At 60.2% G+C, this 23,661-nt stretch carries 23 protein-coding genes; 13 read left to right on the top strand and 10 right to left on the bottom strand.

The annotated features are described in order from the left end of the window. The first annotated feature begins 394 nt into the window (after window positions 1-394). From J3P93_RS22515 to rlmF, 5 genes are all read left to right on the top strand, one after another. A complete protein-coding gene (locus tag J3P93_RS22515) occupies window positions 395-1,885 on the top strand; it encodes a leucyl aminopeptidase (RefSeq protein WP_434592048.1) in 1,491 nt (496 codons plus the stop codon). 57 nt (window positions 1,886-1,942) lie between these two features. Then, window positions 1,943-2,371, top strand: a complete 429-nt coding sequence (locus J3P93_RS22520; protein WP_434592051.1) for a DNA polymerase III subunit chi — start codon at window positions 1,943-1,945, stop codon at window positions 2,369-2,371. Window positions 2,372-2,379: 8 nt separating this feature from the next. Beyond that, window positions 2,380-2,787: a DNA polymerase III subunit chi gene (locus tag J3P93_RS22525; RefSeq protein ID WP_434592054.1), complete on the top strand. Its 408-nt coding sequence runs from the start codon at window positions 2,380-2,382 to the stop codon at window positions 2,785-2,787. A 194-nt stretch (window positions 2,788-2,981) separates the two neighbouring features. Continuing rightward, window positions 2,982-5,828 carry a valine--tRNA ligase gene (locus tag J3P93_RS22530; protein ID WP_434592057.1) on the top strand — a complete coding sequence of 949 codons (2,847 nt, stop codon included), beginning with the start codon at window positions 2,982-2,984 and terminating at the stop codon, window positions 5,826-5,828. 233 nt (window positions 5,829-6,061) lie between these two features. Next, window positions 6,062-7,081 carry a 23S rRNA (adenine(1618)-N(6))-methyltransferase RlmF gene (rlmF, locus tag J3P93_RS22535; RefSeq protein WP_434592060.1) on the top strand — a complete coding sequence of 340 codons (1,020 nt, stop codon included), beginning with the start codon at window positions 6,062-6,064 and terminating at the stop codon, window positions 7,079-7,081. 192 nt (window positions 7,082-7,273) lie between these two features. Here rlmF and J3P93_RS22540 read toward each other — a convergent pair whose 3' ends face one another. Next, a complete protein-coding gene (locus tag J3P93_RS22540) occupies window positions 7,274-7,555 on the bottom strand; it encodes an HU family DNA-binding protein (RefSeq protein ID WP_003221909.1) in 282 nt (93 codons plus the stop codon). Window positions 7,556-7,950: 395 nt separating this feature from the next. Here J3P93_RS22540 and yejK point away from each other — a divergent pair, with 395 nt between their 5' ends. Both yejK and J3P93_RS22550 read left to right on the top strand, forming a co-directional pair. Continuing rightward, complete coding sequence (gene yejK / locus J3P93_RS22545) at window positions 7,951-8,955, top strand: nucleoid-associated protein YejK (RefSeq protein ID WP_093104504.1); 1,005 nt, start codon at window positions 7,951-7,953, stop codon at window positions 8,953-8,955. Next, the gene (locus J3P93_RS22550; RefSeq protein WP_434592064.1) at window positions 8,955-9,305 is read left to right on the top strand and encodes a glutaredoxin family protein; all 351 of its coding nucleotides are present in this window, start codon (window positions 8,955-8,957) and stop codon (window positions 9,303-9,305) included. Before yejK ends, J3P93_RS22550 begins: the two co-directional genes overlap by 1 nt. Window positions 9,306-9,421: 116 nt before the next feature. Here the strand turns inward: J3P93_RS22550 and J3P93_RS22555 are convergent, their stop codons facing one another. From J3P93_RS22555 to J3P93_RS22575, 5 genes are all read right to left on the bottom strand, one after another. After that, a complete protein-coding gene (locus J3P93_RS22555) occupies window positions 9,422-10,357 on the bottom strand; it encodes a glutathione S-transferase family protein (protein WP_434592067.1) in 936 nt (311 codons plus the stop codon). Between the two features lie 84 nt (window positions 10,358-10,441). After that, window positions 10,442-10,744: a GIY-YIG nuclease family protein gene (locus tag J3P93_RS22560; RefSeq protein ID WP_434592070.1), complete on the bottom strand. Its 303-nt coding sequence runs from the start codon at window positions 10,742-10,744 to the stop codon at window positions 10,442-10,444. Between the two features lie 40 nt (window positions 10,745-10,784). Next, window positions 10,785-11,255: a nuclear transport factor 2 family protein gene (locus tag J3P93_RS22565; protein WP_076565988.1), complete on the bottom strand. Its 471-nt coding sequence runs from the start codon at window positions 11,253-11,255 to the stop codon at window positions 10,785-10,787. Window positions 11,256-11,459: 204 nt separating this feature from the next. Continuing rightward, the gene (locus J3P93_RS22570; RefSeq protein WP_434592073.1) at window positions 11,460-12,764 is read right to left on the bottom strand and encodes a CynX/NimT family MFS transporter; all 1,305 of its coding nucleotides are present in this window, start codon (window positions 12,762-12,764) and stop codon (window positions 11,460-11,462) included. After that, entirely contained in the window at window positions 12,754-13,413 is a 660-nt protein-coding gene (locus J3P93_RS22575) for a FadR/GntR family transcriptional regulator (protein WP_434592075.1), read from the bottom strand. The genes J3P93_RS22570 and J3P93_RS22575 overlap by 11 nt, the downstream gene beginning before the upstream one ends. Before the next feature lie 166 nt (window positions 13,414-13,579). On the opposite strand from J3P93_RS22575, the gene J3P93_RS22580 reads away from it, so the two are divergent. Both J3P93_RS22580 and J3P93_RS22585 read left to right on the top strand, forming a co-directional pair. Then, complete coding sequence (locus tag J3P93_RS22580) at window positions 13,580-13,891, top strand: type II toxin-antitoxin system MqsR family toxin (protein ID WP_434592078.1); 312 nt, start codon at window positions 13,580-13,582, stop codon at window positions 13,889-13,891. Then, window positions 13,888-14,370, top strand: coding sequence for a type II toxin-antitoxin system MqsA family antitoxin (locus tag J3P93_RS22585; RefSeq protein WP_434592080.1), 483 nt, complete (start codon window positions 13,888-13,890; stop codon window positions 14,368-14,370). The genes J3P93_RS22580 and J3P93_RS22585 overlap by 4 nt, the downstream gene beginning before the upstream one ends. 51 nt (window positions 14,371-14,421) lie before the next feature. Here J3P93_RS22585 and J3P93_RS22590 read toward each other — a convergent pair whose 3' ends face one another. The 4 genes from J3P93_RS22590 to J3P93_RS22605 form a co-directional block, all read right to left on the bottom strand. Continuing rightward, complete coding sequence (locus tag J3P93_RS22590) at window positions 14,422-15,186, bottom strand: amino acid ABC transporter ATP-binding protein (RefSeq protein ID WP_016771581.1); 765 nt, start codon at window positions 15,184-15,186, stop codon at window positions 14,422-14,424. A gap of 13 nt (window positions 15,187-15,199) precedes the next feature. Next, window positions 15,200-16,294 carry an amino acid ABC transporter permease gene (locus J3P93_RS22595; protein ID WP_090281878.1) on the bottom strand — a complete coding sequence of 365 codons (1,095 nt, stop codon included), beginning with the start codon at window positions 16,292-16,294 and terminating at the stop codon, window positions 15,200-15,202. A 10-nt stretch (window positions 16,295-16,304) separates the two neighbouring features. After that, window positions 16,305-17,486, bottom strand: coding sequence for an amino acid ABC transporter permease (locus J3P93_RS22600; protein ID WP_434592084.1), 1,182 nt, complete (start codon window positions 17,484-17,486; stop codon window positions 16,305-16,307). A gap of 66 nt (window positions 17,487-17,552) precedes the next feature. Next, window positions 17,553-18,584, bottom strand: a complete 1,032-nt coding sequence (locus J3P93_RS22605) for an amino acid ABC transporter substrate-binding protein (protein ID WP_090281876.1) — start codon at window positions 18,582-18,584, stop codon at window positions 17,553-17,555. 468 nt (window positions 18,585-19,052) lie between these two features. On the opposite strand from J3P93_RS22605, the gene J3P93_RS22610 reads away from it, so the two are divergent. From J3P93_RS22610 to J3P93_RS22625, 4 genes are all read left to right on the top strand, one after another. Then, on the top strand, window positions 19,053-19,709 hold the full coding sequence (locus J3P93_RS22610; RefSeq protein WP_332762819.1) for an alpha/beta hydrolase: 657 nt from the start codon (window positions 19,053-19,055) through the stop codon (window positions 19,707-19,709). Between the two features lie 96 nt (window positions 19,710-19,805). Then, window positions 19,806-21,296 (top strand): ATP-dependent RNA helicase RhlB, encoded by a 1,491-nt coding sequence (gene rhlB / locus J3P93_RS22615; protein WP_434592088.1) that lies wholly within the window; start codon window positions 19,806-19,808, stop codon window positions 21,294-21,296. 117 nt (window positions 21,297-21,413) lie between these two features. Next, window positions 21,414-22,358, top strand: coding sequence for an ornithine cyclodeaminase family protein (locus tag J3P93_RS22620; RefSeq protein ID WP_434592091.1), 945 nt, complete (start codon window positions 21,414-21,416; stop codon window positions 22,356-22,358). Between the two features lie 148 nt (window positions 22,359-22,506). After that, window positions 22,507-23,634, top strand: coding sequence for an NAD(P)/FAD-dependent oxidoreductase (locus J3P93_RS22625; protein WP_434592094.1), 1,128 nt, complete (start codon window positions 22,507-22,509; stop codon window positions 23,632-23,634). The last annotated feature ends 27 nt before the right edge of the window (window positions 23,635-23,661 follow it).

The raw sequence follows: 23,661 nt of genomic DNA on the forward strand, positions 1-23,661 counted from the left end.
ATTAGTTTTCACACCGCGCCGAGTCTGCTGTTGTGCAGGGCAAGGCGCGAGAAGCGTGGTTTGGTCATTCCAGATGAGCTTCGAGCAACGCAGCCCTGCACAACAGCAGGCCCGGCCCTTCGGGTTGTGCCTTAAAGCCGGCCAGTCTGCGTTGCAGGCCTTGGAAAGGGAACGACCATTCCCAGCGGCCTGCGCCTTGCCTGGCTGGCTTTAAGGCGACAACGCGGTGTGAAAACTAATTGAGAACGCCCCCTAGGGTTGTCAGGCGTGGGGAGCGAGGTTCAAACTGCGGCCCTTGTCGCAGGCTTTGGCCTGCGCCTCTTCTATCTATAAGCAGGCGACTGCGGACAACGTCGAACGCCTGCGTGTTGACCATTCATTCAGGGATCCGGACATGGAACTGGTTGTAAAAAGCGTTAGCCCAGAAACGTTGAAAACCGCCACCCTGGTGGTTGCCGTCGGCGAAGGCCGCAAACTCGGCGTGGCCGCCACCCAGGTCGACGAACTGAGCGGCGGCGCGATCAGCGCGGTCCTCAAGCGTGGCGATCTGGCCGGCAAGGTCGGTCAGAGCCTGCTGCTGCACGGCCTGCCGAACCTGAAAGCCGAGCGCGTGCTGCTGGTCGGCGTGGGCAAGGACGAAGAACTGGGCGACCGTCCATTGCGCAAAATCGTTGCTGGCATCCTCAACACCCTCAAAGGCCTGGGCGGCAGCGACGCCGTGCTGGCGCTGGATGAAGTTATCGTTAAAAACCGCGACAGCTACGGCAAGACCCGTCTGCTGGCGGAAACCCTGATCGACGGCGGCTACATTTTTGACCAGTTCAAGAGCCAGAAAGCCGAACCGCGCGCGCTGAAGAAAATCACCCTGCTGACCATCAAGGCGGCGCAGGCCGAAGTACAGCGTGCGGTCAATCACGCGACGGCGATTGCCAACGGCATGGCCTTCACCCGCGATCTGGGCAACCTGCCGCCGAACATCTGCCATCCGACTTTCATGGGCGAACAGGCCAAGAATCTCGGCAAAGAGTTCAAGGATCTGAAAGTCGAAGTGCTCGACGAGAAGAAGATCAAATCCCTCGGCATGGGTTCGTTCTATGCCGTCGGCCAGGGCAGCGCCCAGCCGCCGCGCCTGATCGTCATGCAATACAACGGCGGCAAGAAATCCGAGAAGCCGTACGCGCTGGTCGGTAAAGGCATCACCTTCGACACCGGCGGTATCAGCCTCAAGCCGGGCGCCGGCATGGACGAAATGAAATATGACATGGGCGGTGCTGCCAGCGTGTTCGGCACCCTGCGCGCCGTGCTCGAGCTGAAACTGCCGATCAATCTGGTGTGCATCCTCGCCTGCGCGGAAAACATGCCGAGCGGCAACGCTTCGCGCCCTGGCGACATCGTCACCACCATGAGCGGCCAGACCGTGGAAATCCTCAACACCGACGCCGAAGGCCGTCTGGTGCTGTGTGACGCGCTGACCTACGCCGAGCGTTTCAAGCCACAAGCGGTCATCGACATCGCCACCCTGACCGGCGCTTGCGTCGTAGCCTTGGGCGCGCACACCTCGGGCCTGCTGGGCAACAACGACGAACTGATCGGCCAGTTGCTCAGCGCCGGTCAGGCCGCCGACGACCGCGCCTGGCAACTGCCGCTGTTCGATGAGTACCAGGAGCAACTGGACAGCCCATTCGCTGACATCGCCAACATTGGCGGGCCAAAAGCCGGAACCATTACCGCCGCGTGCTTCCTGTCGCGCTTCACCAAGAACCTCAACTGGGCGCACCTCGACATCGCTGGCACCGCGTGGACCAGCGGCGGCAAGGACAAGGGCGCCACCGGCCGTCCGGTGCCGTTGCTGACCCAATACCTGCTGGATCGCGCCAAAGCCTGAACCCGCTGAAAAGTGGCGTCACTCTCGGGTGACGTCGCTTGCTGCCCTGGACCCGCAATGACCAAAGTCGATTTCTATATCCTGCCCAGCGCCGCCCCTTCGGCTCGCCTGGACTTCGCCTGCAAGCTCACCGAGAAAGCCTGGCGCATGGGCCATCGCATCTACCTGCACTGCAGCGATGCCGCTCAGCGCGATGATCTTGATGCGCGCCTGTGGGCGTTCAAAGGCGAGAGCTTTGTGCCGCACGGCCCGGCAGACAGCGAACCGGAAGGTTTGATCGTGCTGGGCCTGGGTAACGACTGCGGTCAACATCAGGACTTGCTGGTCAATCTCGACCTGAAAGTCCCGGCCTTCGCCAGCAAATTCGCCCGAGTGGCGGAAGTAGTGGTCGAAGACCCGACGATTCGCGCCGCGGCGCGGGAGAGTTTCCGCTTCTACCGCGAACAGGGCTATTCTCTGCAAGACCACCGTTTACAGCGACTCTGAGCATTCCAATGGACACTCCGAAACCGCAACAGAAGTCCGCACACCTGCTGGACGATCTCGAATCGATCCGCCAGCTGCTCGGCGACGACAACCTGCAACCGCCACTCTTGACCGATACGGTCGACGAAGGCGAACAGGAACAGATTCCGATGCTGTTCGACCCGGTCGGCAACGAGCCGCCCGCCGTCGCACCGCCTGCTGCACCAGCGCCGACAGCCACTGCACAACCGGCTGCACCGGTCGACAAAGGCCCGGACGCCCTGCTGCATCTGGACAGCGAACTGCGCGCCGCCGCGCAATTGATCATGCAAGACGTGATCGACGACTTCGCCCCGCACATCGAAACCGAGATCAAACGCCGCCTCGATGCGCGAATGGAGCGGCTGCTCGCCGCAGCTGCAAGCGGCAAGATTTAAGCTGCAAGCCAAAGCCAAAGCAAAAGCCAAACCCACCGCTATCCTCTTGCAGCTTGTGGCTTGTGGCTTGTGGCTTGTGGCTTGTGGCTTGTGGCTTGTGGCTTGTGGCTTGCTGTGGCTTGTAGCTTGCAGCTGCCCCCCCAGCTATACTTGCCGGCTTTTCCTGAATAAATGCCAATAGGGTCCCGCCGCGCATGGATAAGACCTACCAGCCGCACGCCATTGAAACTTCCTGGTACAAGACCTGGGAGTCCGAGAACTACTTCGCCCCGCAAGGCGCGGGCGAGTCCTACACCATCATGATCCCGCCGCCGAACGTCACCGGCAGCCTGCACATGGGTCACGGTTTCAACAACGCGATCATGGACGCACTGATCCGTTTCCGTCGCATGCAGGGTCGCGACACCCTGTGGCAGCCGGGCACCGACCACGCCGGCATCGCCACGCAGATGCTGGTGGAGCGCCAACTGGAAGCCCAGGGCCAGAATCGTCACGACCTGGGTCGCGAGAAATTCCTCGAGAAGGTCTGGGAATGGAAGGAGCAGTCCGGCGGCAACATCAGCCGGCAGATCCGCCGCCTCGGCTCGTCCGTCGACTGGAGCCGCGAGCGCTTCACCATGGACGATGGCCTTTCGGAAGCGGTCAAGGAAGCGTTCGTGCGCCTGCACGAAGACGGCTTGATCTACCGCGGCAAGCGCCTGGTCAACTGGGACACCAAACTGCACACGGCGATTTCCGACCTCGAAGTGGAAAACCACGAAGAGAAGGGTTTCCTGTGGAATCTCAAATATCCATTGGCCGACGGTGTAAAAACCGCCGAGGGCAATGACTTCCTGATCGTCGCGACCACCCGTCCGGAAACCATGCTTGGCGACTCCGCCGTCGCGGTCAACCCGAACGATGAGCGCTACAAAGCCCTGATCGGCAAGTTCGTCGAGCTGCCCTTGGTTGGCCGCCGTATTCCGATCATCGCCGACGATTATTGCGATCCTGAATTCGGCACCGGTTGCGTGAAAATCACCCCGGCCCACGATTTCAACGACTACGAAGTCGGCAAGCGCCACAACCTGCCGCTGCTGAACATCTTCGACAAGAACGCCAACGTGCTGCCCGCCGCACAGGCGTTCAACCTCGACGGCACGCTGAATGAGAGCATCGACGGCAAGATTCCCGCCGAGTTTGCGGGCCTTGAGCGTTTCGAGGCGCGCAAGCAGATCGTCGCCGCTTTCGACGCCGCCGGCCTGCTGGTGAGCATCAACGATCACAACCTGAAAACCCCGAAAGGCGATCGCTCCGGCACCGTCATCGAGCCGTGGCTGACCGACCAGTGGTACGTGTCGACCAAGCCTCTGGCCGAACCAGCCATCGCTGCCGTTGAAGACGGCCGCATTCAGTTCGTGCCCAAGCAGTACGAAAACATGTACTTCTCATGGATGCGCGACATCCAGGACTGGTGCATCAGCCGTCAGCTGTGGTGGGGCCACCGGATTCCGGCCTGGTACGACGAGTCGGGCAAGGTCTACGTCGGTCGCGACGAAGCCGAAGTGCGCGTCAAGCACAACCTCGGCCCGGACGTCACACTGCAACAGGACAACGACGTCCTCGACACCTGGTTCAGTTCCGGCCTGTGGACCTTCTCCACGCTGGGCTGGCCTGAGCAGACCGAGTTCCTGAAGAAATTCCACTCCACCGACGTGCTGGTGACGGGTTTCGACATCATTTTCTTCTGGGTTGCCCGGATGATCATGATGACCATGCACCTGATGAAGAATGAAGACGGCACGCCGCAGGTTCCGTTCAAGACCGTATACGTACACGGTCTGGTGCGCGACGGCCAGGGCCAGAAGATGTCCAAGTCCAAGGGCAACGTTCTGGACCCGCTGGACATCATCGACGGCATCGACCTGGAAACCCTGGTGCAAAAACGCACCTCAGGCCTGATGCAGCCGAAACTGGCGAAGAAGATCGAGAAAGCCACCCGCGAAGAATTCGCCGAGGGCATCGCCAGTTATGGCACCGACGCCCTGCGCTTCACCTTCTGCTCGCTGGCCTCCACCGGTCGCGACATCAAGTTCGACATGGGCCGCGTCGAAGGCTATCGCAACTTCTGCAACAAGATCTGGAACGCCGCACGTTATGTGCTGGACAAGGGTGAGGACTGCGGCCAGAACGGCGAAGCCTACGAATTGTCGCTGGCCGATCGCTGGATCATTTCGCAACTGCAACGCACCGAAGCCGAAGTGACCCGTCAGCTCGATCAGTTCCGTTTCGACCTCGCCGCGCAGGCGCTGTACGAGTTCATCTGGAACCAGTACTGCGACTGGTATCTGGAACTGTCCAAGCCAGTATTGTGGGACGAGAACGCGCCGGTCGAGCGTCAGCGCGGTACTCGCCGTACGCTGGTTCGCGTACTGGAAGTGGCGCTGCGTCTGGCGCATCCGTTCATGCCGTTCATCACTGAAGAAATCTGGCAACGCATCGCGCCGCTGGCCGGTATTCAGGGCAAGACGATCATGCTGCAGCCTTGGCCAGTGGCCAATGAAGAGCGCATCGATCCGGCCGCCGAAGACGACATCGAATGGCTCAAGGAACTGATGCTCGGCACGCGTAACATCCGTGGCGAAATGAACATCGGCCCGGGCAAGCCGCTGCCGATCTTCCTGAAGAACGTCAGCGCTGAAGACCAGCGTCGTCTGAGCGAGAACGAAGCGCTGCTGAAGAAACTGGCGCGTCTGGAATCGATCACCGTACTCGCCGCAGGCGAAGAAGCACCGCTGTCCGCCACCGCACTGGTCGGCGAGATGGAAGTGCTGGTGCCGATGGCCGGTCTGATCGACAAGGCTGCGGAACTGGCGCGTCTGGACAAGGAAATCCTGCGTCTGCAGGGCGAAGTCCAGCGTGTCGGCGGCAAGCTGGCCAACGCCGGGTTCGTCGACAAGGCCCCGGCCGAAGTCATCGACAAGGAACGCGCCAAACTGGCCGAGGCCGAACAGGCCCTGGGCAAGCTGGCCGAGCAACATGCACGGATTGCCAGCCTGTAACGGCAAGTCGCAGTGAAAAAGGGAGGCCACAATGGCCTCCCTTTTTTATTCCCAAACACCACAAAATCCCCTGTAGGAGCGAGCCTGCTCGCGATAGCGGTGTGTCAGTTGCCATAACCCAGACTGACACACCGATATCGCGAGCAGGCTCACTCCTACAGGTTTGAACGGTCTGGCCCTTAGATGTGGGACAATACCCGCCACTTTCAGCCATACCCGAATCGACTACGCCCATGACCGCCCCCCGCACACCCAAACCTGCGCGCAAGAAGCCTGACGCCGCGTCCCCGAGCAAAGCCGTCGAGCCGCGTGAAAAGGCCAGCCTGCATCCGCGCAATCGCCATCAGGGTCGCTATGACTTCCCGGCGCTGATCAAGACCACGCCGGAACTGGCGAAGTTTGTGATCACCAACCCGTACGGCAAGGAAAGCATCGACTTCGCCAGCCCGGACGCGGTACGCGTGTTCAACCGGGCGCTGCTCAAGTCGTTCTATGGCATCCAGCATTGGGACATCCCGGCCGACTACCTCTGCCCGCCGGTGCCGGGCCGCGCCGATTACGTGCATTTTCTCGCCGATCTGCTGGCGAGCATGAACGACGGCAAAGTCCCGCGCGGCGCGATCGTCAATGTGCTGGACATCGGCATGGGCGCCAACTGCGTGTACCCGCTGATCGGCAACAGTGAATACCGCTGGCATTTCCTCGGCTCGGAAATCGACCCGACCGCCGTGGCGGCCGCCCGCGCTATCGTGCAGTCCAACGACCTCAGCAAAGTCATCAAGCTGCGCCAACAGGAAAACCGCAAGCACATCCTCATCGGCTTGCTGGAACCTGGCGAGCGTTTCGACCTGACCATGTGCAACCCGCCGTTCCACGCCTCGATGGACGAAGCGACCAAGGGCAGCGAGCGCAAGTGGCGCGCCTTGGGCAAGGCCGATCCGAAACGCAAACTGCCGGTGCTGAACTTCGGCGGCCAGTCGGCGGAGCTGTGGTGTGAAGGCGGCGAAGCGCGCTTTGTGACGCAACTGATTGCCGAGAGCGCTAACTTCCAGCACAAGGTTTTGTGGTTCAGCACGCTGGTCTCAAAGGCATCGAACCTGCCAGCCATCGAAACCGCGCTGAAGAAAGCGGGTGTGCTGGAAAGCCAGGTGGTGGAGATGTCGCAGGGGCAGAAGCAGAGCCGCTTCGTGGCCTGGACGTTCCAGACCAAATCCGAGCAGCAGATCTGGCGGCGTGAGCGCTGGGTGCGCTGACACACCGCAAATCCCCTGTAGGCCTTCGCCTGCTCGCGATAGCGGTGTAACAGTCGACATTCAAATTGACTGACCCACCGCTATCGCGAGCAGGCTCACTCCTACAAAGGTTCAGGGTGCAGCATCAAATCACAGACACAAAAAAACCGTGCCCGGATCACTCCGAAGCACGGTTTTTTTTATCGCTGCGTCTTACTTGTTCACAGCGTCGGTCAGGCCTTTGGCCACAACCAGCTTGATCACTTTCTTGGCAGGGATTTCGATGGCAGCGCCAGTCGATGGGTTACGGCCGGTGCGGGCAGGACGCTCGGTCACTTTCAGCTTGCCGATACCTGGCAAGGTGATTTCGCCGCCATTTTCCAGCTGATCGGCAACGATTTGGCCCAGTTGGTCCAGAGCGTTACGCGCGGTGGTTTTCGGCGCGTCGATAGCTTCAGCAATGTCGGCGATCAGTTGGTCTTTAGTAAGAGCCATGTAGTGTTCCTTCCCTATCAAATTCATATGGATTGCAGAGTGCAGTGTCAGCCATCGAGCCCGATCTTCTGGATCTGGCACCCTCGGCGATAACCACGACGAGTCGGGTTATAGATGCCGAAATCAGGGTTTGGTTCGACCTGACAAATGCTGAATGCACGCTTAACGCAGTGACTTCGCGTAAGACCGGGCAAAACTAGCACAGCGACAAGGAAATATCCGCCTCTAGCTACCCATTTGGTCAGCTTTATTGCTCTAAACCGCTAAAAAACCGCATAAGGCCGGGCGCGCCCCCCGGTTTTGCCCTACAACCCGCGCCAAAACCAGTGGTTGCGGTACACTGGGCGCTTTTTCGGGGGAGCCTGCCCTCCTCCCTTCCAACAGCCGAGAAGCCCATGCCGATCCGTCATTGCATCGTCCACCTGATCGACAAGAAACCCGACGGCACGCCCGCAGTTCTGCACGCCCGTGACACCGAACTGGCCGAGTCCGCAGCCATCGAAAACATGCTCGCCGACCTCAACGAGAGCTATAACGCCAAACAGGGCAAAGCCTGGGGTCTGTTCCATCCGGAGTCCGGCGCGTTCCCGTTCAGCGGCTGGCTGAAGGAGTACATGGACGGCGGCAAGGACTTCACCGCATTCAGCAAAGTTGCGGTCGAGCATCTGCAAAAGCTGATGGAAGAATCCAACCTGTCGGTCGGCGGCCACGTGCTGTTTGCCCACTATCAGCAAGGCATGACCGATTACCTGGCGATCGCCCTGCTGCACCACAGCGAAGGTGTGGCGGTAACCGATGAGCTGGACGTGACCCCGTCGCGCCACCTCGACCTCGGCCAGTTGCACCTGGCGGCGCGGATCAACGTCTCCGAGTGGCAGAACAACAAGCAGTCCAAGCAGTACATCTCGTTCATCAAGGGCAAGAACGGCAAGAAGGTCTCGGAGTACTTCCGCGACTTCATCGGCTGCCAGGAAGGCGTCGACGGCCCGGGCGAGACCCGCACACTGCTCAAGGCCTTCAGTGACTTCGTCGAGAGCGAAGACCTGCCGGAGGACTCCGCCCGCGAGAAGACCAAGACCCTGGTCGACTACGCCAGCAGCCAGGCCAAGCTCGGCGAACCGATGGGTCTGGAAGAGCTCTCGGAGTTGATCGACGAAGAACGCCCGAAAGCCTTCTACGATCACATCCGCAACAAGGACTACGGCCTGTCGCCAGAGATTCCGGCAGACAAGCGCACCCTCAATCAATTCCGCCGTTTCACTGGCCGTGCCGAAGGTCTGTCGATCAGCTTCGAAGCGCATCTGCTGGGCTCGAAGATCGAGTACGACGAAGAGAACGGCACCCTGATCATCAAAGGCCTGCCGACTTCGCTGACCGATCAACTGAAGCGGCGCAATTGATGCTCGGCAATGTGCTGAAGAAGGTTGTCCTGGTTCTGCTGGTCGTTGTGGTCTATCAGAACTGGGGCAAGATCGAGCGAGTTTTCAATCCGTCGCAAATGGTTTCTGAGCAGACGCGTGCGCAGGCCAATGTCGTGCTCTATGCCACTGACTGGTGCGGCTACTGCAAGCAGACCAAGCGTTTTCTCGACAGCAAGGGGATTCCTTTCAAGGAATTCGATATAGAGAAGGATGCCGAGGCGCGCAAGGCGTACGAGGCTTTGGGTGGGCGCGGGATTCCGCTGATCGATGTCAACGGCACGTTGATTCGCGTGTTTGACCCGGACGAAATCCTCGCCGCCCTGAAATAACCTGTAGGAGTGAGCCTGCTCGCGATAGCGGTGTGTCAGTCGGCGGATTTATCAACTGACACACCGCTATCGCGAGCAGGCTCACTCCTACAGGGTTTTGCAACAGACTCGATAAATCAGCGTGCTTCGATGCGGAAACCAAAACGAGGGAAGTGCACATGCACCACGCCGCCGCGCTCGTCTTCGCGGCGGATGATCAATTCCTCGCGACCGGCAAACAGTAACTCACCCACCACTGGGTCGACGCCATAGTCGATTGCCGCGATCGCCACTTGCTGCCCGGCCGTAAAGCCATTCGGATCAACAAACTGCTCATCCGGTAATGGCGCAGGCGTAGCGTTACGCGCCACTTCCAGCGCCTCGGCGGAGGACATCTCGCTCGCCGCGCCATGACCAAAGCCCAGCACACGCCCCAGCCACGCTACGACCGCCGGATACTCTTCGACCAACGGTGCGGTCACATGCGTCGCTTTGAGGAACCACAGCGGATGGGCCAGGGCAAAGTCGGCAATCGATGGCTCACCGAACAGGAAGTCGCCCTGCTCGCGCTGCAACTGCTGCTCCAGGCGCGCCATGATCGTCGGCCATTGATGCTTGGCCTGCTCGGCACTCAGGCGCGTTGCGCTGCCTCCGCTGAACAAACCGGCGCGGTCGGCGATAAACGCCTTGATCGCTTCTGGCGGCAACTTGCCGAAGCGCACCGCGACCGACTCCGGCTGGAACACCAGACTCACGGCATGCTGGAACACCACCGAATCGGCCCACGCGGCAAAACTGGCGCTGACCATTTCCTGGCCTTGCGGGAAGAACGCTGGCAGGGCTTTCTCTTGTTCCAGGCGACGGGCGATCAGCGCGGTGTCGCAATAAATGTCCGCGCCAATCTGCAACACCGGGGTCTTGCGGTAGCCACCGGTGAGGGCGGTCAGATCCGGTTTCGGCATCACCGGCGAAATGTGCACCGAGCGCCACGACAAACCTTTGAAGCCCAGCAGCAAGCGGGCCTTCTCGGCAAACGGGGAAGTCGGGTAATGATGGAGAATCAACTCGGACATGCTCGGCTCCGCCGCTCAGATAATGAGCCCGCAGCTTAGCGCGCATTCGATTAGCAGCCTACAGATCCACCTGATGGGAACCTATCAGTCAGATTGATAAGACGCTACCAGACATTCCTTGGCGCTCTTGCGCAGCTTTTTGATCAGCCGTTCCTGGCGCAACGCATCGCTTTTGTCGCGACACCGTTCGGTATAGACCAGCGCCATCGCCGGGCTGGAGAGGAAGAACCGCGCGCCCTTGCCGCTTTGGTGCTTGGCAAAACGGCGCACGGGATCGTCGCTGACCCCGCAATACAACGAGCCATTGGCGGCGCGAACGAGGTAGACGAACCAGGATTTGCTCACCGGTTCGGCACCATCGACAGAATTTTCGCTAAGGCTGGTCACTTCGGGATCGGGACGTGTAGGAAAACAGGCGGCGATCTTATCAGCGACCGGCCTGGAATGCCTTCAATCCCTTGCGCGCCTGCGCGCGGACAGCGTTGCGCACCAGCGGCGTCCAGCCCAGCAGCAGACCTTTGAAGCCCAACGCCTGACGCGACCAGCGCCACAGATCGAAGTGATCGTGGTGTTCGCAGATCTTGCCGTCGCGGAAGACGAAACGCGCCTGGATATCGTTAATCACGATATTGCCAGTCTGGCTGAACAGGTAGGTCGCGACCCAGTGCGCGCCACCGGTGCGCTCGTCGGCGCGGACATTGTCGAAGGTCAGCGAGAAATCCTTGGCGCGGGTGGTGAGCATGCGCCACATGTCGCCGGCATCGCGACCGCGCAATTCGCCGAAAGCCGGATCGCTGAAGACCACGTCGTCGGTGTAACAGGCGGCCATGGCTTCGGCATCGAGGCGCTGGAAGGCCTGGTAGAAGCGGGTGATCAGGGCGCTGTGGGCTTCGCTCAAGGCAATCTCCAAAGAAAGAGGTACAGATTGCCAGCACCATAATCCGCCGAGCGCGGAAACACTATCGGCATTCGCACACCGAATACCTGCAGCACGCAAAACCTGTAGGAGTGAGCCTGCTCGCGATAGCGTCCTTCCAGTCAACGTTGCGCTGACTGAACCACCGCTATCGCGAGCAGGCTCACTCCTACAGTTTGAATCGCGTCAGATCTTCTCGCTTTGCACTTGGACGTAGAGCGCCCGCCCGGCGCCGAGGCCGGCAATGATCGCTCCGGTTCCAATGATGCCGAAAATCCAGCCCACGGCATTCCAGCCGCCGGTCCAGTCGTGCACCACGCCGACCGCGAACGGCCCCATCGAGGCCAACGTGTAACCGAAACCCTGAGACATGCTCGACAGGTTCGCCGCGACATGTGAATCACGCGAGCGCAGCACGATCAGCGTCAGCGCGAGGCTGAACGTGCCGCCCTGCCCCAGGCCGAGCAGGATCGCCCAGCCCCACAGGCCTTCGATTGGCGCATACAGACAACCGAACAGGCCGCCGAGGGTCAGCGCCATGACTACAACGATGGCCAAACGCTGATCCTTGCCGCGCGTCGCCAGCCATGGCGCGGCCAACGAGCTGGCCAGTTGAATGATCACCGAGCCGGACAGCACCAGACCGGCCTGGGTCGGCGTCAGCCCGCGACCGATGAGGATTGACGGCAACCAGCCAAACACGATGTAAGCCAGCGACGATTGCAGGCCCATGTATAAGGTCACTTGCCAGGCCAGCGGATCACGCAGCAGACCGCGCACCCGATAAGCGACGTTGTGCGCGCCGTGTTTCGAGCCGACTTGCGGCAGCCAGAACACCGCGGCCAGCAGCGCCGGAATCACCCAGAAGCCCAGCCCCATGGCCCAGCTGTTGCCGAAGTGCTCACTCAACGGCACGGTCGAGCCCGCCGCCATCGCCGCGCCCAGACACAGGGCCATGGTGTAGACGCCAGTCATGGTTCCGGCATGCTTGGCAAAGTCGCGCTTGACGATGCCAGGCAGCAAAACACCGACGATGCCGATGCTGGCGCCACCGAGGACGCTGCCGGCGAACAGGCCGATCTCACCGAAGTTGCTGCGCAAGATAATCCCGCCAGCCAGCGTCAGCAGAATCCCCAGCACCACCCGCTCGGCACCGAAGCGCCGCGCCAGAATCGGCGCCAGCGGCGCGAACAAGCCCAGGCACAGCACCGGCAACGTGGTCAGCAAACCCGCCTGCGCCGCCGACAATCCAAGACTTCTGGAGACCTCACTGAGCAGCGGCGCCATGCTCGACAGTGCCGGACGCAAGTTCAGCGCTACCAGGATCAACCCGAGCAGCAACAGCCATGGTCGCTTCACCAGTGGATGGCTTTGCTGCACTTGCTCGTCATCCGCCTCGGCATCGATCAGTAGCTCTTCGAGTTCGGTGGTGCGATTCGGCGCTGTGGATAACTCACTGCGGGACATGGTTTTCTCGGTTTCAAGGTTCATTGATCAACTGCCTCGACAAGGCTTTGGCCCGCTCCGGGTCGCGTTGTTCGACCGCATCGAGCAAGGCGATGTGCAGGTCAAACACTTCTTGACGGCGCGGGACGATGTTCAGGGTCTGGCGCAATTGCGCGCCGACGATGCTGGAAAAGTAGCGATACAGCTCGCTGAGGGTCGGGTTGTGCGCGGCGTCGACCAGCCGCCGGTGGAACACCAGATCGCAGGCGATGTAGGTGTCGAGGTCGCCGTGGTAGTGGCTGCCGCTGGTGCCGAGCGCTTCACGCAGCGCCGCCAGATCCTCATCGGTACGGCGCAACGCCGCCAGGCCGATAGCCTCGACTTCGAGGATGTGCCGGGTTTCCCGCGCCTGGTCCAGTGAACACCGCGACAACGCCTTCAGCGTGTCCAGCGGATCGACCACTGCGCGCAGATAACTGCCGTCGCCCTGACGGATCTCGATCAGCCCGGAAAATGCCAGCACGCGCATGGCTTCGCGCACGGTGTTGCGGCTGATGCCCAGCTCGGCGCACAGCTCCGGCTCGGTCGGCAAGCGCTCGCCGACCTGCCATGCGCCGCTGTTGATGCGCTGGCGCAACTGATCGAGCGCCTGATCGACCAGCGATCGTTTGATGAGCGGAGAAATGTCTGACATTGGTCTCGTCCTTTCATCCAATCATAGGATGAATTTTCGGACATGTTAGTCAGACCCATGTAGGACGGCAACCACCTAGGGTCAATCGAGACACATGGAGCGGCATTTTCGATTGGTCAAAATTACCCTTTAAGGGTAATTTCAAGGACAGGGTTTTTGGCTTCTTATGGAAAAGAACACACCCCATTACGACTTGGCGGTGATCAAGGCGGATGTCAGGAGACTAGGCTGGAGGGCGTTCACGCACACCGCCAGAAAAAGCGGATCTGAGCTGGAGCTGACGCTCGCAGACATGCAGGAAGTGGTTTTCAGGCTGCAGCGCAGCATGCTCTACAAGTCGATGACGACCTATGACAACCACCGTATTTGGCAGGATGTCTATCACATCAATTCACACGGTCTGGAGATTTACATAAAGGTGTCATATCACTACGACAGGCGCCCACCCGTGATCTCCTTCAAGGAGAACAACTCATGAGTACGCAACAGTGTTTCAGTTGCGGTGCCGCTGATGGCATGGTGCATTTCGAAGGTCGAGGCGAAACGGTGAGCGTCAAAGGTATGGAGCGCCGGATTGACGACCTGTCAGGGTGGGAATGCCAGAAATGCGGAGAAGTCGAGCTCGATGAAATGTGCGGGCAACGTTATTCGGACGCATGCGATGAACTCGTTATCGCCAGCAGGAAAATGGCCGGCAACGAGATGAGAAGAATTCGCCGCAAATTGCACCTGACGCAAAAAGAAACGGTGCAACTGCTATCCGGGGGTGGGCATAACGCATTTTCTCGCTATGAGCGCGGCGATGTACTGCCGCCCAAGGCGCTCATTTTGTTGATGCGTTTATTGGATCGCTACCCGTACTTGCTCACCGATGTGAAGACTCTCGGCGAAGGTGCAGATTTGAGGGGTTTCGAGCACATCGTTCACAAAGAACATGAATCCCTTTCGGTTTCCTGACCCCAAAAAAACAACCCGGCACATGGCCGGGTTGGTTTCACACATCAACCATCAATGCAGAATCTGACTCAGGAACAACTTCGTCCGGTCATTCTGCGGATTGTCGAAGAAATCGTTCGGCGCCGCCTGCTCAACGATCTCGCCCTTGTCCATGAAGATCACGCGGTTCGCCACGGTGCGGGCAAAGCCCATTTCGTGGGTCACGCAGAGCATGGTCATGCCGTCTTCCGCGAGACCGATCATGGTGTCGAGCACTTCCTTCACCATCTCCGGATCGAGCGCCGAAGTCGGCTCGTCGAACAGCATGATTTTCGGCTTCATGCACAGCGCGCGGGCGATCGCCACACGCTGTTGTTGACCGCCGGACAACTGCCCCGGGTATTTATGCGCCTGCTCCGGAATGCGTACGCGTTCCAGGTAGTGCATGGCGATTTCCTCGGCCTTGCGCTTGGGCATCTTGCGCACCCACATCGGCGCCAGGGTACAGTTCTGCAGAATGGTCAGGTGCGGGAACAGATTGAAGTGCTGGAACACCATGCCAACTTCGCGGCGGATCGCTTCGATCTGCTTGAGGTCGTTGGTCAGCTCCACGCCATCGACAACGATGCGGCCCTGCTGGTGTTCTTCAAGACGATTCAGGCAACGAATCGTCGTCGATTTGCCCGAGCCCGATGGCCCGCACAGGACGATACGCTCGCCCTGTTTGACATTGAGGTTGATGTCTTTCAGTACGTGGAACTGGCCGTACCACTTGTTGACGCCCTGCATCTGGATGATGCCTTCAGGGCCCACAGGCTTTTTGATTGCTTCGCTCATTTACAGAGAACTCCTAACGCTTGTGGCCAGTGTCGAGCTTGCGTTCCAGATGCATGGAATAGCGCGACATACCAAAACAGAAAATCCAGAACACCAGGGCGGCGAACACGTAGCCTTCGGTGGCCATGCCCAGCCATTTCGGATCGGCAGCGGCTTGCTTGACGCTGTTGAGCAGGTCGAAGAGGCCGATGATGATCACAAGGCTGGTGTCCTTGAACAGCGCAATGAACGTGTTGACGATGCCGGGAATCACCAGCTTCAGGGCTTGCGGCAGAATCACCAGGCCCATCGAGCGCCAGTAACCGAGGCCCATTGCCGCTGCGGCTTCGTATTGGCCTTTGGGGATCGCTTGCAGGCCGCCGCGCACCACTTCGGCAACATAGGCCGACTGGAACAGGATCACCCCGATCAGTGCACGCAGCAGCTTGTCGAAGTTCATGCCTTCGGGCAGGAACAGCGGCAGCATCACTGAGGACATGAACAGCACGGTGATCAACGGCACGCCGCGCCAGAATTCGATGAAGGTCACACAGACCACGCGAATTGCCGGCATGTTCGAGCGCCGCCCCAGCGCCAGTACGATGCCCAGCGGCAACGCTCCGGCGATACCGACCGTGGCGATCACCAGGGTCAGCATCAGGCCACCCCACTGGCTGGTCGGCACGGTGGTCATGCCAAAACCGCCATGCAGCAAGGTAAAGGCAATGATTGGGTACAACACCAGGAAGCACAGCCCGTAGACCGCTTTACGCGGCACCCGCGAGATGAACAGCGGTGCTGCGCCGATGACCGCCAGCCACACGGTCAGGTCGACGCGCCAGCGCAGTTCGGTCGGGTAGTAGCCGTACATGAACTGGCCGAAACGCTGCTGAATGAACACCCAGCAGGCGCCTTCCTTGGTGCAGTCGGCGCGCGTGGTGCCAACCCAGTTGGCATCCACAATCGCCCAGCTGAGGATCGGCGGCACAACCAGATAAATCAGATAGAACGCAAACAGGGTCAGCAGGGTATTGAGCCAGCTGGAGAACATGTTCGCGCGCATCCATGCGACCACGCCAATGCTGCTGTTCGGTGGTGGCATGTCGGGTTTGAAAGTATGAGTACTCATGCGCTTTTCCTTACCGCTCGATCAGCGCAATGCGCTTGTTGTACCAGTTCATCAGCAGGGAAATGCTGATACTGATCGCCAGGTAGACGCTCATGGTGATGGCAATCACTTCGATCGCCTGGCCGGTCTGGTTGAGCACAGTGCCGGCGAACAGCGAAACCATTTCCGGATAACCGATACCGGCCGCCAGCGAAGAGTTCTTCGCCAGGTTCAGGTATTGGCTGGTCAGCGGCGGAATGATCACGCGCAAGGCTTGCGGAATGATCACCTTGCGCAGGGTCGGGCCGTTGCGCAGGCCGAGCGAACGCGCCGCTTCGGTCTGGCCGTGGCTGACCGACTTGATCCCGGAACGCACGATCTCGGCGATAAACGCCGCGGTATACACGGTCAGGGCCAGGGTCAACGCCAGCAGTTCCGGAATCAACACCCAGCCACCGACAAAGTTGAAGCCCTTGAGCTCAGGCATTTCCCAATGCAGCGGAGCGCCGAAAATCAGCGCGCACAAGGTCGGGATCACCAGCAGGATCGCCAGGCCGGCCCAGAACTTGTGGAACGGCACGCCGGTGTCTTCGAAGCGCTTGTTGGCCCAGCGGGTCATCAGCACGATGCCGACGATCGCCACCACAATGCTCATCACGAAGGCCCAGAAGCCATCGGCAGCCAGTGCGGCCGGCATGTTCAGGCCACGGCTGCTGACGAAGAAGGTGTCGCCGAAGTTGTGGCTGTTGCGCGGCCCCGGCATGGTCAGGAACACCGCGAAGTACCAGAACAGAATTTGCAGCAGCGGCGGAATGTTGCGGAACACTTCCACATAAACCGTCGCCAGTTTGGCAATGATCCAGTTTTGCGACAGCCGCGCCACACCGATGATGAAACCGAGGATGGTTGCCAGAACCACACCGATCACGGTCACCAGCAAAGTGTTGAGAAGCCCGATGACGAAGACGCGGGCATAGCTGTCCGCTTCGGTGTAGTCGATCAGGTGTTGAGCGATGCCGAACCCGGCACTGCGCTCCAGAAAGCTGAAGCCGGAGGTGATGCCCCGGTGCTGAAGGTTGGTTTGCGTATTGTCGAACAGGTACCAGCCAAGCGAGACCACCGCCACAACGGTGATGATCTGGAATAGCCACGCACGCACTCGTGGATCGCTGAGGCTGAGCCTCTGCTTTGGTGCGCCGATTGAATTTTGCATGAAGTGCCCCGGAAGAAATGGAACAAGAACATCACCCGGCGGTTGGCCCGCCGGGCGATAGAACCATTAGCGCACTGGTGGTGCGTACTGAATGCCGCCGTTGTTCCACAGGGCATTCAAGCCGCGGTCGATTTCCAGCGGAGTGCTCTTGCCGAGGTTTTTCTCGAAGATTTCGCCGTAGTTGCCGACTTGTTTGACGATCTGTACTACCCAGTCCTTCGGTAGTTTCAGGTCTTTGCCGTATTCGCCGTCAGCGCCGAGCATACGGGCCACGTCCGGGTTCTTGGTCGACTTGGCTTCTGCTTCGACGTTCTTCGAAGTGATGCCGGCCTCTTCAGCGTTGAGCAGCGCGTAGCCGACCCAACGCACGATGGCCAGCCACTCGTCGTCGCCGTTACGCACAACCGGGCCCAACGGTTCTTTGGAAATGGTTTCCGGCAGAACCACGTAGTCCTTCGGCGAGGCCAGCTTGCTGCGCTGGGCGAACAGCTGCGACTTGTCGGAGGTCAGCACGTCGCAACGACCGGATTCCAGCGACTTGGCGCTTTCATCGGAGGTGTCGAAAGTGATCGGGGTGTATTTCAGACCGTTGCCGCGGAAGTAGTCGGAAACGTTCAGCTCGGTGGTGGTACCGGCCTGGATGCAGATGGTCGCGCCGTCCAGCTCTTTGGCACTTTTCACGCCCAGCTTGTTGTTAACCAGGAAGCCAATGCCGTCGTAGTAGGTGATGAAGCCCGGGAATTTCAGGCCCATGCCCGCATCACGCGAACTGGTCATGGTGGTGTTGCGCGAGAGGATGTCGATCTCGCCCGATTGCAGCGCGGTGAAGCGCTCCTTGGCGTTCAACTGACTGAACTTGACCTTGCTCGCGTCACCGAAAACGGCGGCGGCCACAGCGCGGCAGACGTCAGCGTCGATGCCGAGGATCTTGCCGGTTGCATCCGGTACCGAGAAGCCTGGCAGACCGTCGCTCACGCCACACTGCACGAAACCTTTCTTTTGTACCGCATCCAGGGTTGCACCCGCCTGAGCGAACCCGCTGACGCCGAGCACTGCTGCAGCAGTCACGACCGCCAGGGTGGATTTCAACATCTTCATTCAAACCTCCAGTTTTGCTCTTGTTGTGTCGGAGCTTGAGTCCAGTCGCACCCTTTTGAGGCGTTGTTGACCCGTGTTGGCTTTTTTTGGGGTCAACCGACGTAAGACCTTCGCTATGAGTCTAGTAGGAGAAAATCCACATCATGGATCACTCACTTCTCACCAATCGGCCGAACGGGCTGTAGCCCTTTCACGTTCGCTAAGCCCGTAGCGGCCATTGGCGAACATCCATCACCGGATTCGTTGCTGTCCCATCGCGCGACGTAGACTGACAGTGTTACCGCCACGCGTAGGACGCTTCGTACAGAAACCTCCATAGCAAACGCCGTACCACACCGCTTGCCAAAGTGATTGCGCGACACGTCAATAGCAAAACTTGTAACCTTGCGACATCTTCTTAACGGATCAACCGGGCGCGCACTTCGATCACGCACTCAATGAGAGCGCCCGCACATTTTTGGAGCAGCCATGACCGAGCCCTTGATTCTTCAGCCTGTTAAGCCCGCAGATGCCTGCGTGATCTGGCTGCACGGCCTCGGCGCCGACCGCTACGACTTCCTGCCGGTGGCCGAGGCGCTGCAGGAAAGTCTGCTGAGCACACGCTTTGTGCTGCCACAGGCGCCGACCCTTCCCGTGACGATAAATGGCGGATATGCCATGCCCAGCTGGTACGACATCAAAGCCATGAGCCCGGCCCGGGCGATCGACCGTGACCAGTTGGAAGCGTCGGCGGATCGCATCATCGAATTGATCGAAACCGAGCGCGCCAGCGGAATAGACGCCTCGCGGATCTTTCTCGCCGGTTTTTCCCAGGGCGGCGCTGTCGTACTGCACACCGCTTTTGTGAAATGGCAGGGACCATTGGGTGGGGTTTTGGCGCTGTCGACGTACGCGCCGACCTTCAGTGACGAGATGGAATTATCCGCCAGTCAGCAGCGGATTCCGGCGCTGTGCCTGCATGGCCAGTTCGACGGCGTGGTGCAGAACTCGATGGGCCGCAGCGCCTATGAGCATTTGCTCAAGCATGGTGTCACCGTGACATGGCAGGAATACCCAATGGAGCACGAAGTGTTACCCGAAGAAATTCGCGACATCGGTGTCTGGTTGAGCGAACGCCTGCGCTAAGCGTCGGCTTTATTGGCAGCCTTTGCGCCTCCCCCTACGCCGCGCCCGTTTCTTGCATTACACTGGCCGGCGTACATTCCTTAACCAATTGATGAGATGACCGTGCTCAAAGCACTCAAGAAGATGTTCGGTAAAAGCGAGGCTGAGCAGCTCGCGCCAGTTCCCAGTGCGCCGTCGCACGCCGCCGGTCATCGCAACGATGCCCCGCAGGCCGACCGCCCTACTTCTGTAGCGGCACCGAAGCCAGAACCGAAACAACCGCCGCAACCCGCCACGGCCGCGTCAACCGCCGCCGAGCCCGCACGCAGCGAAGCGCCGAAACCGGCCAGACCACGCCGCGAACCGAAGCCCAAGGCCCCGGTGATTCCATGGAAACTCGAGGACTTCGTCGTCGAGCCCCAGGAAGGCAAAACCCGCTTCCACGACTTCAAGCTCTCACCAGAACTGATGCACGCCATCCAGGATCTCGGTTTTCCGTACTGCACGCCGATCCAGGCGCAGGTGCTCGGTTACACCCTCGCCGGCAAAGACGCCATCGGCCGCGCGCAGACCGGCACCGGCAAGACCGCCGCGTTTCTGATTTCGATCATCACCCAGCTGTTGCAGACGCCACCGCCGAAAGAACGCTACATGGGCGAACCCCGTGCGCTGATCATCGCGCCGACCCGTGAGCTGGTGGTGCAGATCGCCAAGGACGCCGCTGACCTGACCAAGTACACCGGTCTTAATGTGATGACCTTTGTCGGCGGCATGGATTTCGATAAGCAGCTCAAGCACCTCGAAGCGCGGCACTGCGACATTCTCGTGGCGACCCCGGGCCGCTTGCTCGATTTCAACCAGCGTGGCGACGTGCACCTGGACATGGTCGAAGTGATGGTGCTGGACGAAGCCGACCGCATGCTCGACATGGGTTTCATCCCGCAGGTGCGGCAGATCATTCGCCAGACCCCGCCGAAGTCCGAGCGCCAGACCCTGCTGTTTTCCGCGACCTTCACCGAAGACGTGATGAACCTCGCCAAGCAGTGGACCACCGATCCGGCCATTGTCGAAATCGAAGTCACCAATGTTGCCAACGAAAACGTCGAGCAGCACATCTACGCGGTGGCCGGGGCTGACAAATACAAACTGCTCTTCAACCTGGTCAACGATAACGGCTGGGAACGGGTCATCGTGTTTGCCAACCGCAAGGACGAAGTGCGGCGTATCGAAGAACGTCTGGTGCGCGACGGCATCAACGCCGCGCAACTGTCGGGCGACGTACCGCAGCACAAGCGCATCAAGACCCTGGAAGGTTTCCGCGAAGGCAAGATTCGCGTGCTGGTTGCTACCGATGTGGCCGGTCGCGGCATTCACATCGACGGCATCAGCCACGTGATCAACTTCACCCTGCCGGAAGTCCCGGACGATTACGTGCACCGCATCGGTCGTACCGGTCGCGCCGGGGCCGATGGTGTGTCGATCAGCTTCGCCGGTGAGGACGACTCCTACCAGTTGCCGTCCATCGAAGAAAAGCTCGGCCGCAAGATCAGCTGTGAAACGCCGCCGACGCATCTGCTGCGCCCGGTTGAGCGCACGCGTCCGCAGTAAGCGACGCTCGACAAAAAAGCGCAGCCGGCAACGGACTGCGCTTTTTTTTCGCCCGCGTATTGCTCGAAAGAACTAAAAGTCCATAATGGAAAAATAAGTTCAATTTCGGAGCGCATCATGTCCAGCACGCCCTACGTCATTGATCAGGCCCAAGCCCGTGAACTGCTGGCCCAGATCGATGTGCCGCAGATTTTGCGCAAGCTGTTCCGTGATCTCGCGGCGGGCAGTGCGGTACAACCGGCGCAGCAACTGGTGGATTTTCCCCAAGGCGCTGGCGATTTCATCAACTATCTAGGCGTGCTGGCTGAAGACGGCGTGTACGGCGTGAAGACTTCGCCGTACATCGTGCGCGAGCAAGGCGCGCTGGTGACCGCGTGGACACTGCTGATGTCGATGAAAACCGGCCAGCCGCTGCTGCTGTGCGATGCCGGCGAACTGACCACCGCACGGACTGCAGCGACCACCGCTGTAGCCGTCGATGTCCTCGCCCCCTTAAACGCCACTCGGCTGGCTATCATCGGCAGTGGCAAGGTGGCCCAGGCGCATCTGCACTACGTGAAAACGTTGCGTGAGTGGAAGAGCATCAACGTGTATTCACCGTCCCTGCTGGGAGATGCTGAAACACAGGCCGCATTGAAAGCCATCGCGCCCGGGCTGAAAATCGCCGTCAGCCGCGAAACCGCTCTCGCCGATGCAGACGTCATCATGCTGTGCACGTCGTCCGCCGGGCCGGTGATCGACCCGGCCAAGTTGAGCAGACCGGCACTGATTACCTCGATCAGCACCAACGCCCCGCGCGCTCACGAAGTGCCGCCGCAAAGCCTCAACGACATGCAGGTGTTCTGCGACTATCGTATGACCACGCCGGGTTCGGCGGGTGAAATGCTGATTGCGGCTGAGCAGCATGGCTGGAGCAAAGATTCAATTGTGGGCGACCTGGCGGATCTGCTCAGCGAGAAGGTGCAGCGTCCCGATTACCGGCGTCATGTGTTTTTCCGCTCGATCGGTTTGGGGCTGGAGGACATTGCCCTGGCCAATGCCGTTTATCACCTCCTTCACTGAACACACAAAGCCCCTGTAGGAGTGAGCCTGCTCGCGATAGCGATTTACCATTCAATGATGAATCGTCTGATATACCGCTATCGCGAGCAGGCTCACTCCTACAGGGGACAGTGCAATTCTGGATAATGTGTAGACCCCGGAGTTTTTCATGAGCCAGGCAGATTTCATCATCATCGGCGGCGGAATTGCCGGCGCTTCCACCGGTTTCTGGCTGTCGCCACACGCCAAAGTCATTGTCCTCGAGCGTGAATCCCATCCGGCCTATCACTCCACTGGCCGCTCCGCCGCGCTGTTCACCGCGGCTTATGGCACGCCACAGGTGCGCGCGCTGACTCAAGCCAGCCGCGCGTTTTTCGACCATCCACCGGCCGGTTTCTGCGAACACCCATTGCTGACGCCACGCGGCGAAATGACTGTGGATTTCACCGGTGACGCCGCCGAATTGAACAACCAATACCTCAGTGCCAAAGCCACCGTGCCGCAGATGCAACTGCTCAGCGCCGACGAAGCCTGCGCGCGCCTGCCGATTCTGCGCCGGGAAAAGGTCCACGGCGCCATCTACGATCCGAGCGCCAGCGATATCGATACCGATGCCCTGCATCAGGGTTACCTGCGCGGCATCCGCCGTCACAACGGCGAAGTGCACACCGATTGTGAAGTGCTCGGCCTGAGCCGCGACGCCGAGGGGTTGTGGCACGTTCGAACCAACGGCCAGACGTTCAGCGCCCCGGTGCTCATCAACGCCGCCGGCGCATGGGCCGACAAGATCGGTGTCATGGCCGGTGCAACTGCGCTGGGCCTGCAACCGAAACGCCGCGCCGCGTTCATCTTCGCCGGGCCCGAGGGCGTCGATATTCATCATTGGCCGATGCTGGTCAGCCTCGACGAATCCTTCTACATGAAGCCCGATGCCGGGATGTTCCTCGGCTCGCCGGCCAATGCCGATCCGGTCGAGCCGCATGATGTCCAGCCCGAAGAACTGGACATCGCCATGGGCATCTATCAGATCGAAGAAGCCACCACCCTGACCATTCGCCGTCCGACCCGCACCTGGGCCGGTTTGCGCAGCTTCGTCGCCGACGGCGATTTACTCAGCGGTTTCGATCCGCAGGTGCCGGGGTTGTTCTGGGTCGCGGCGCAGGGTGGCTACGGCATTCAGACGTCGCCAGCGATGGGCCAGGCCAGCGCAGCACTGGTGCGTGGCCAGCCACTGCCCGAACACTTGGAGCAATTCGGGCTGAACAGCGCCATGCTCTCCCCTGCTCGCCTGCGCTGAATCCGTGCGGTGACGCGCGCCACGGAT

It is taken from the genome of Pseudomonas sp. R3-57, assembly GCF_051132065.1.
Taxonomy (GTDB): Bacteria; Pseudomonadota; Gammaproteobacteria; order Pseudomonadales; family Pseudomonadaceae; genus Aquipseudomonas.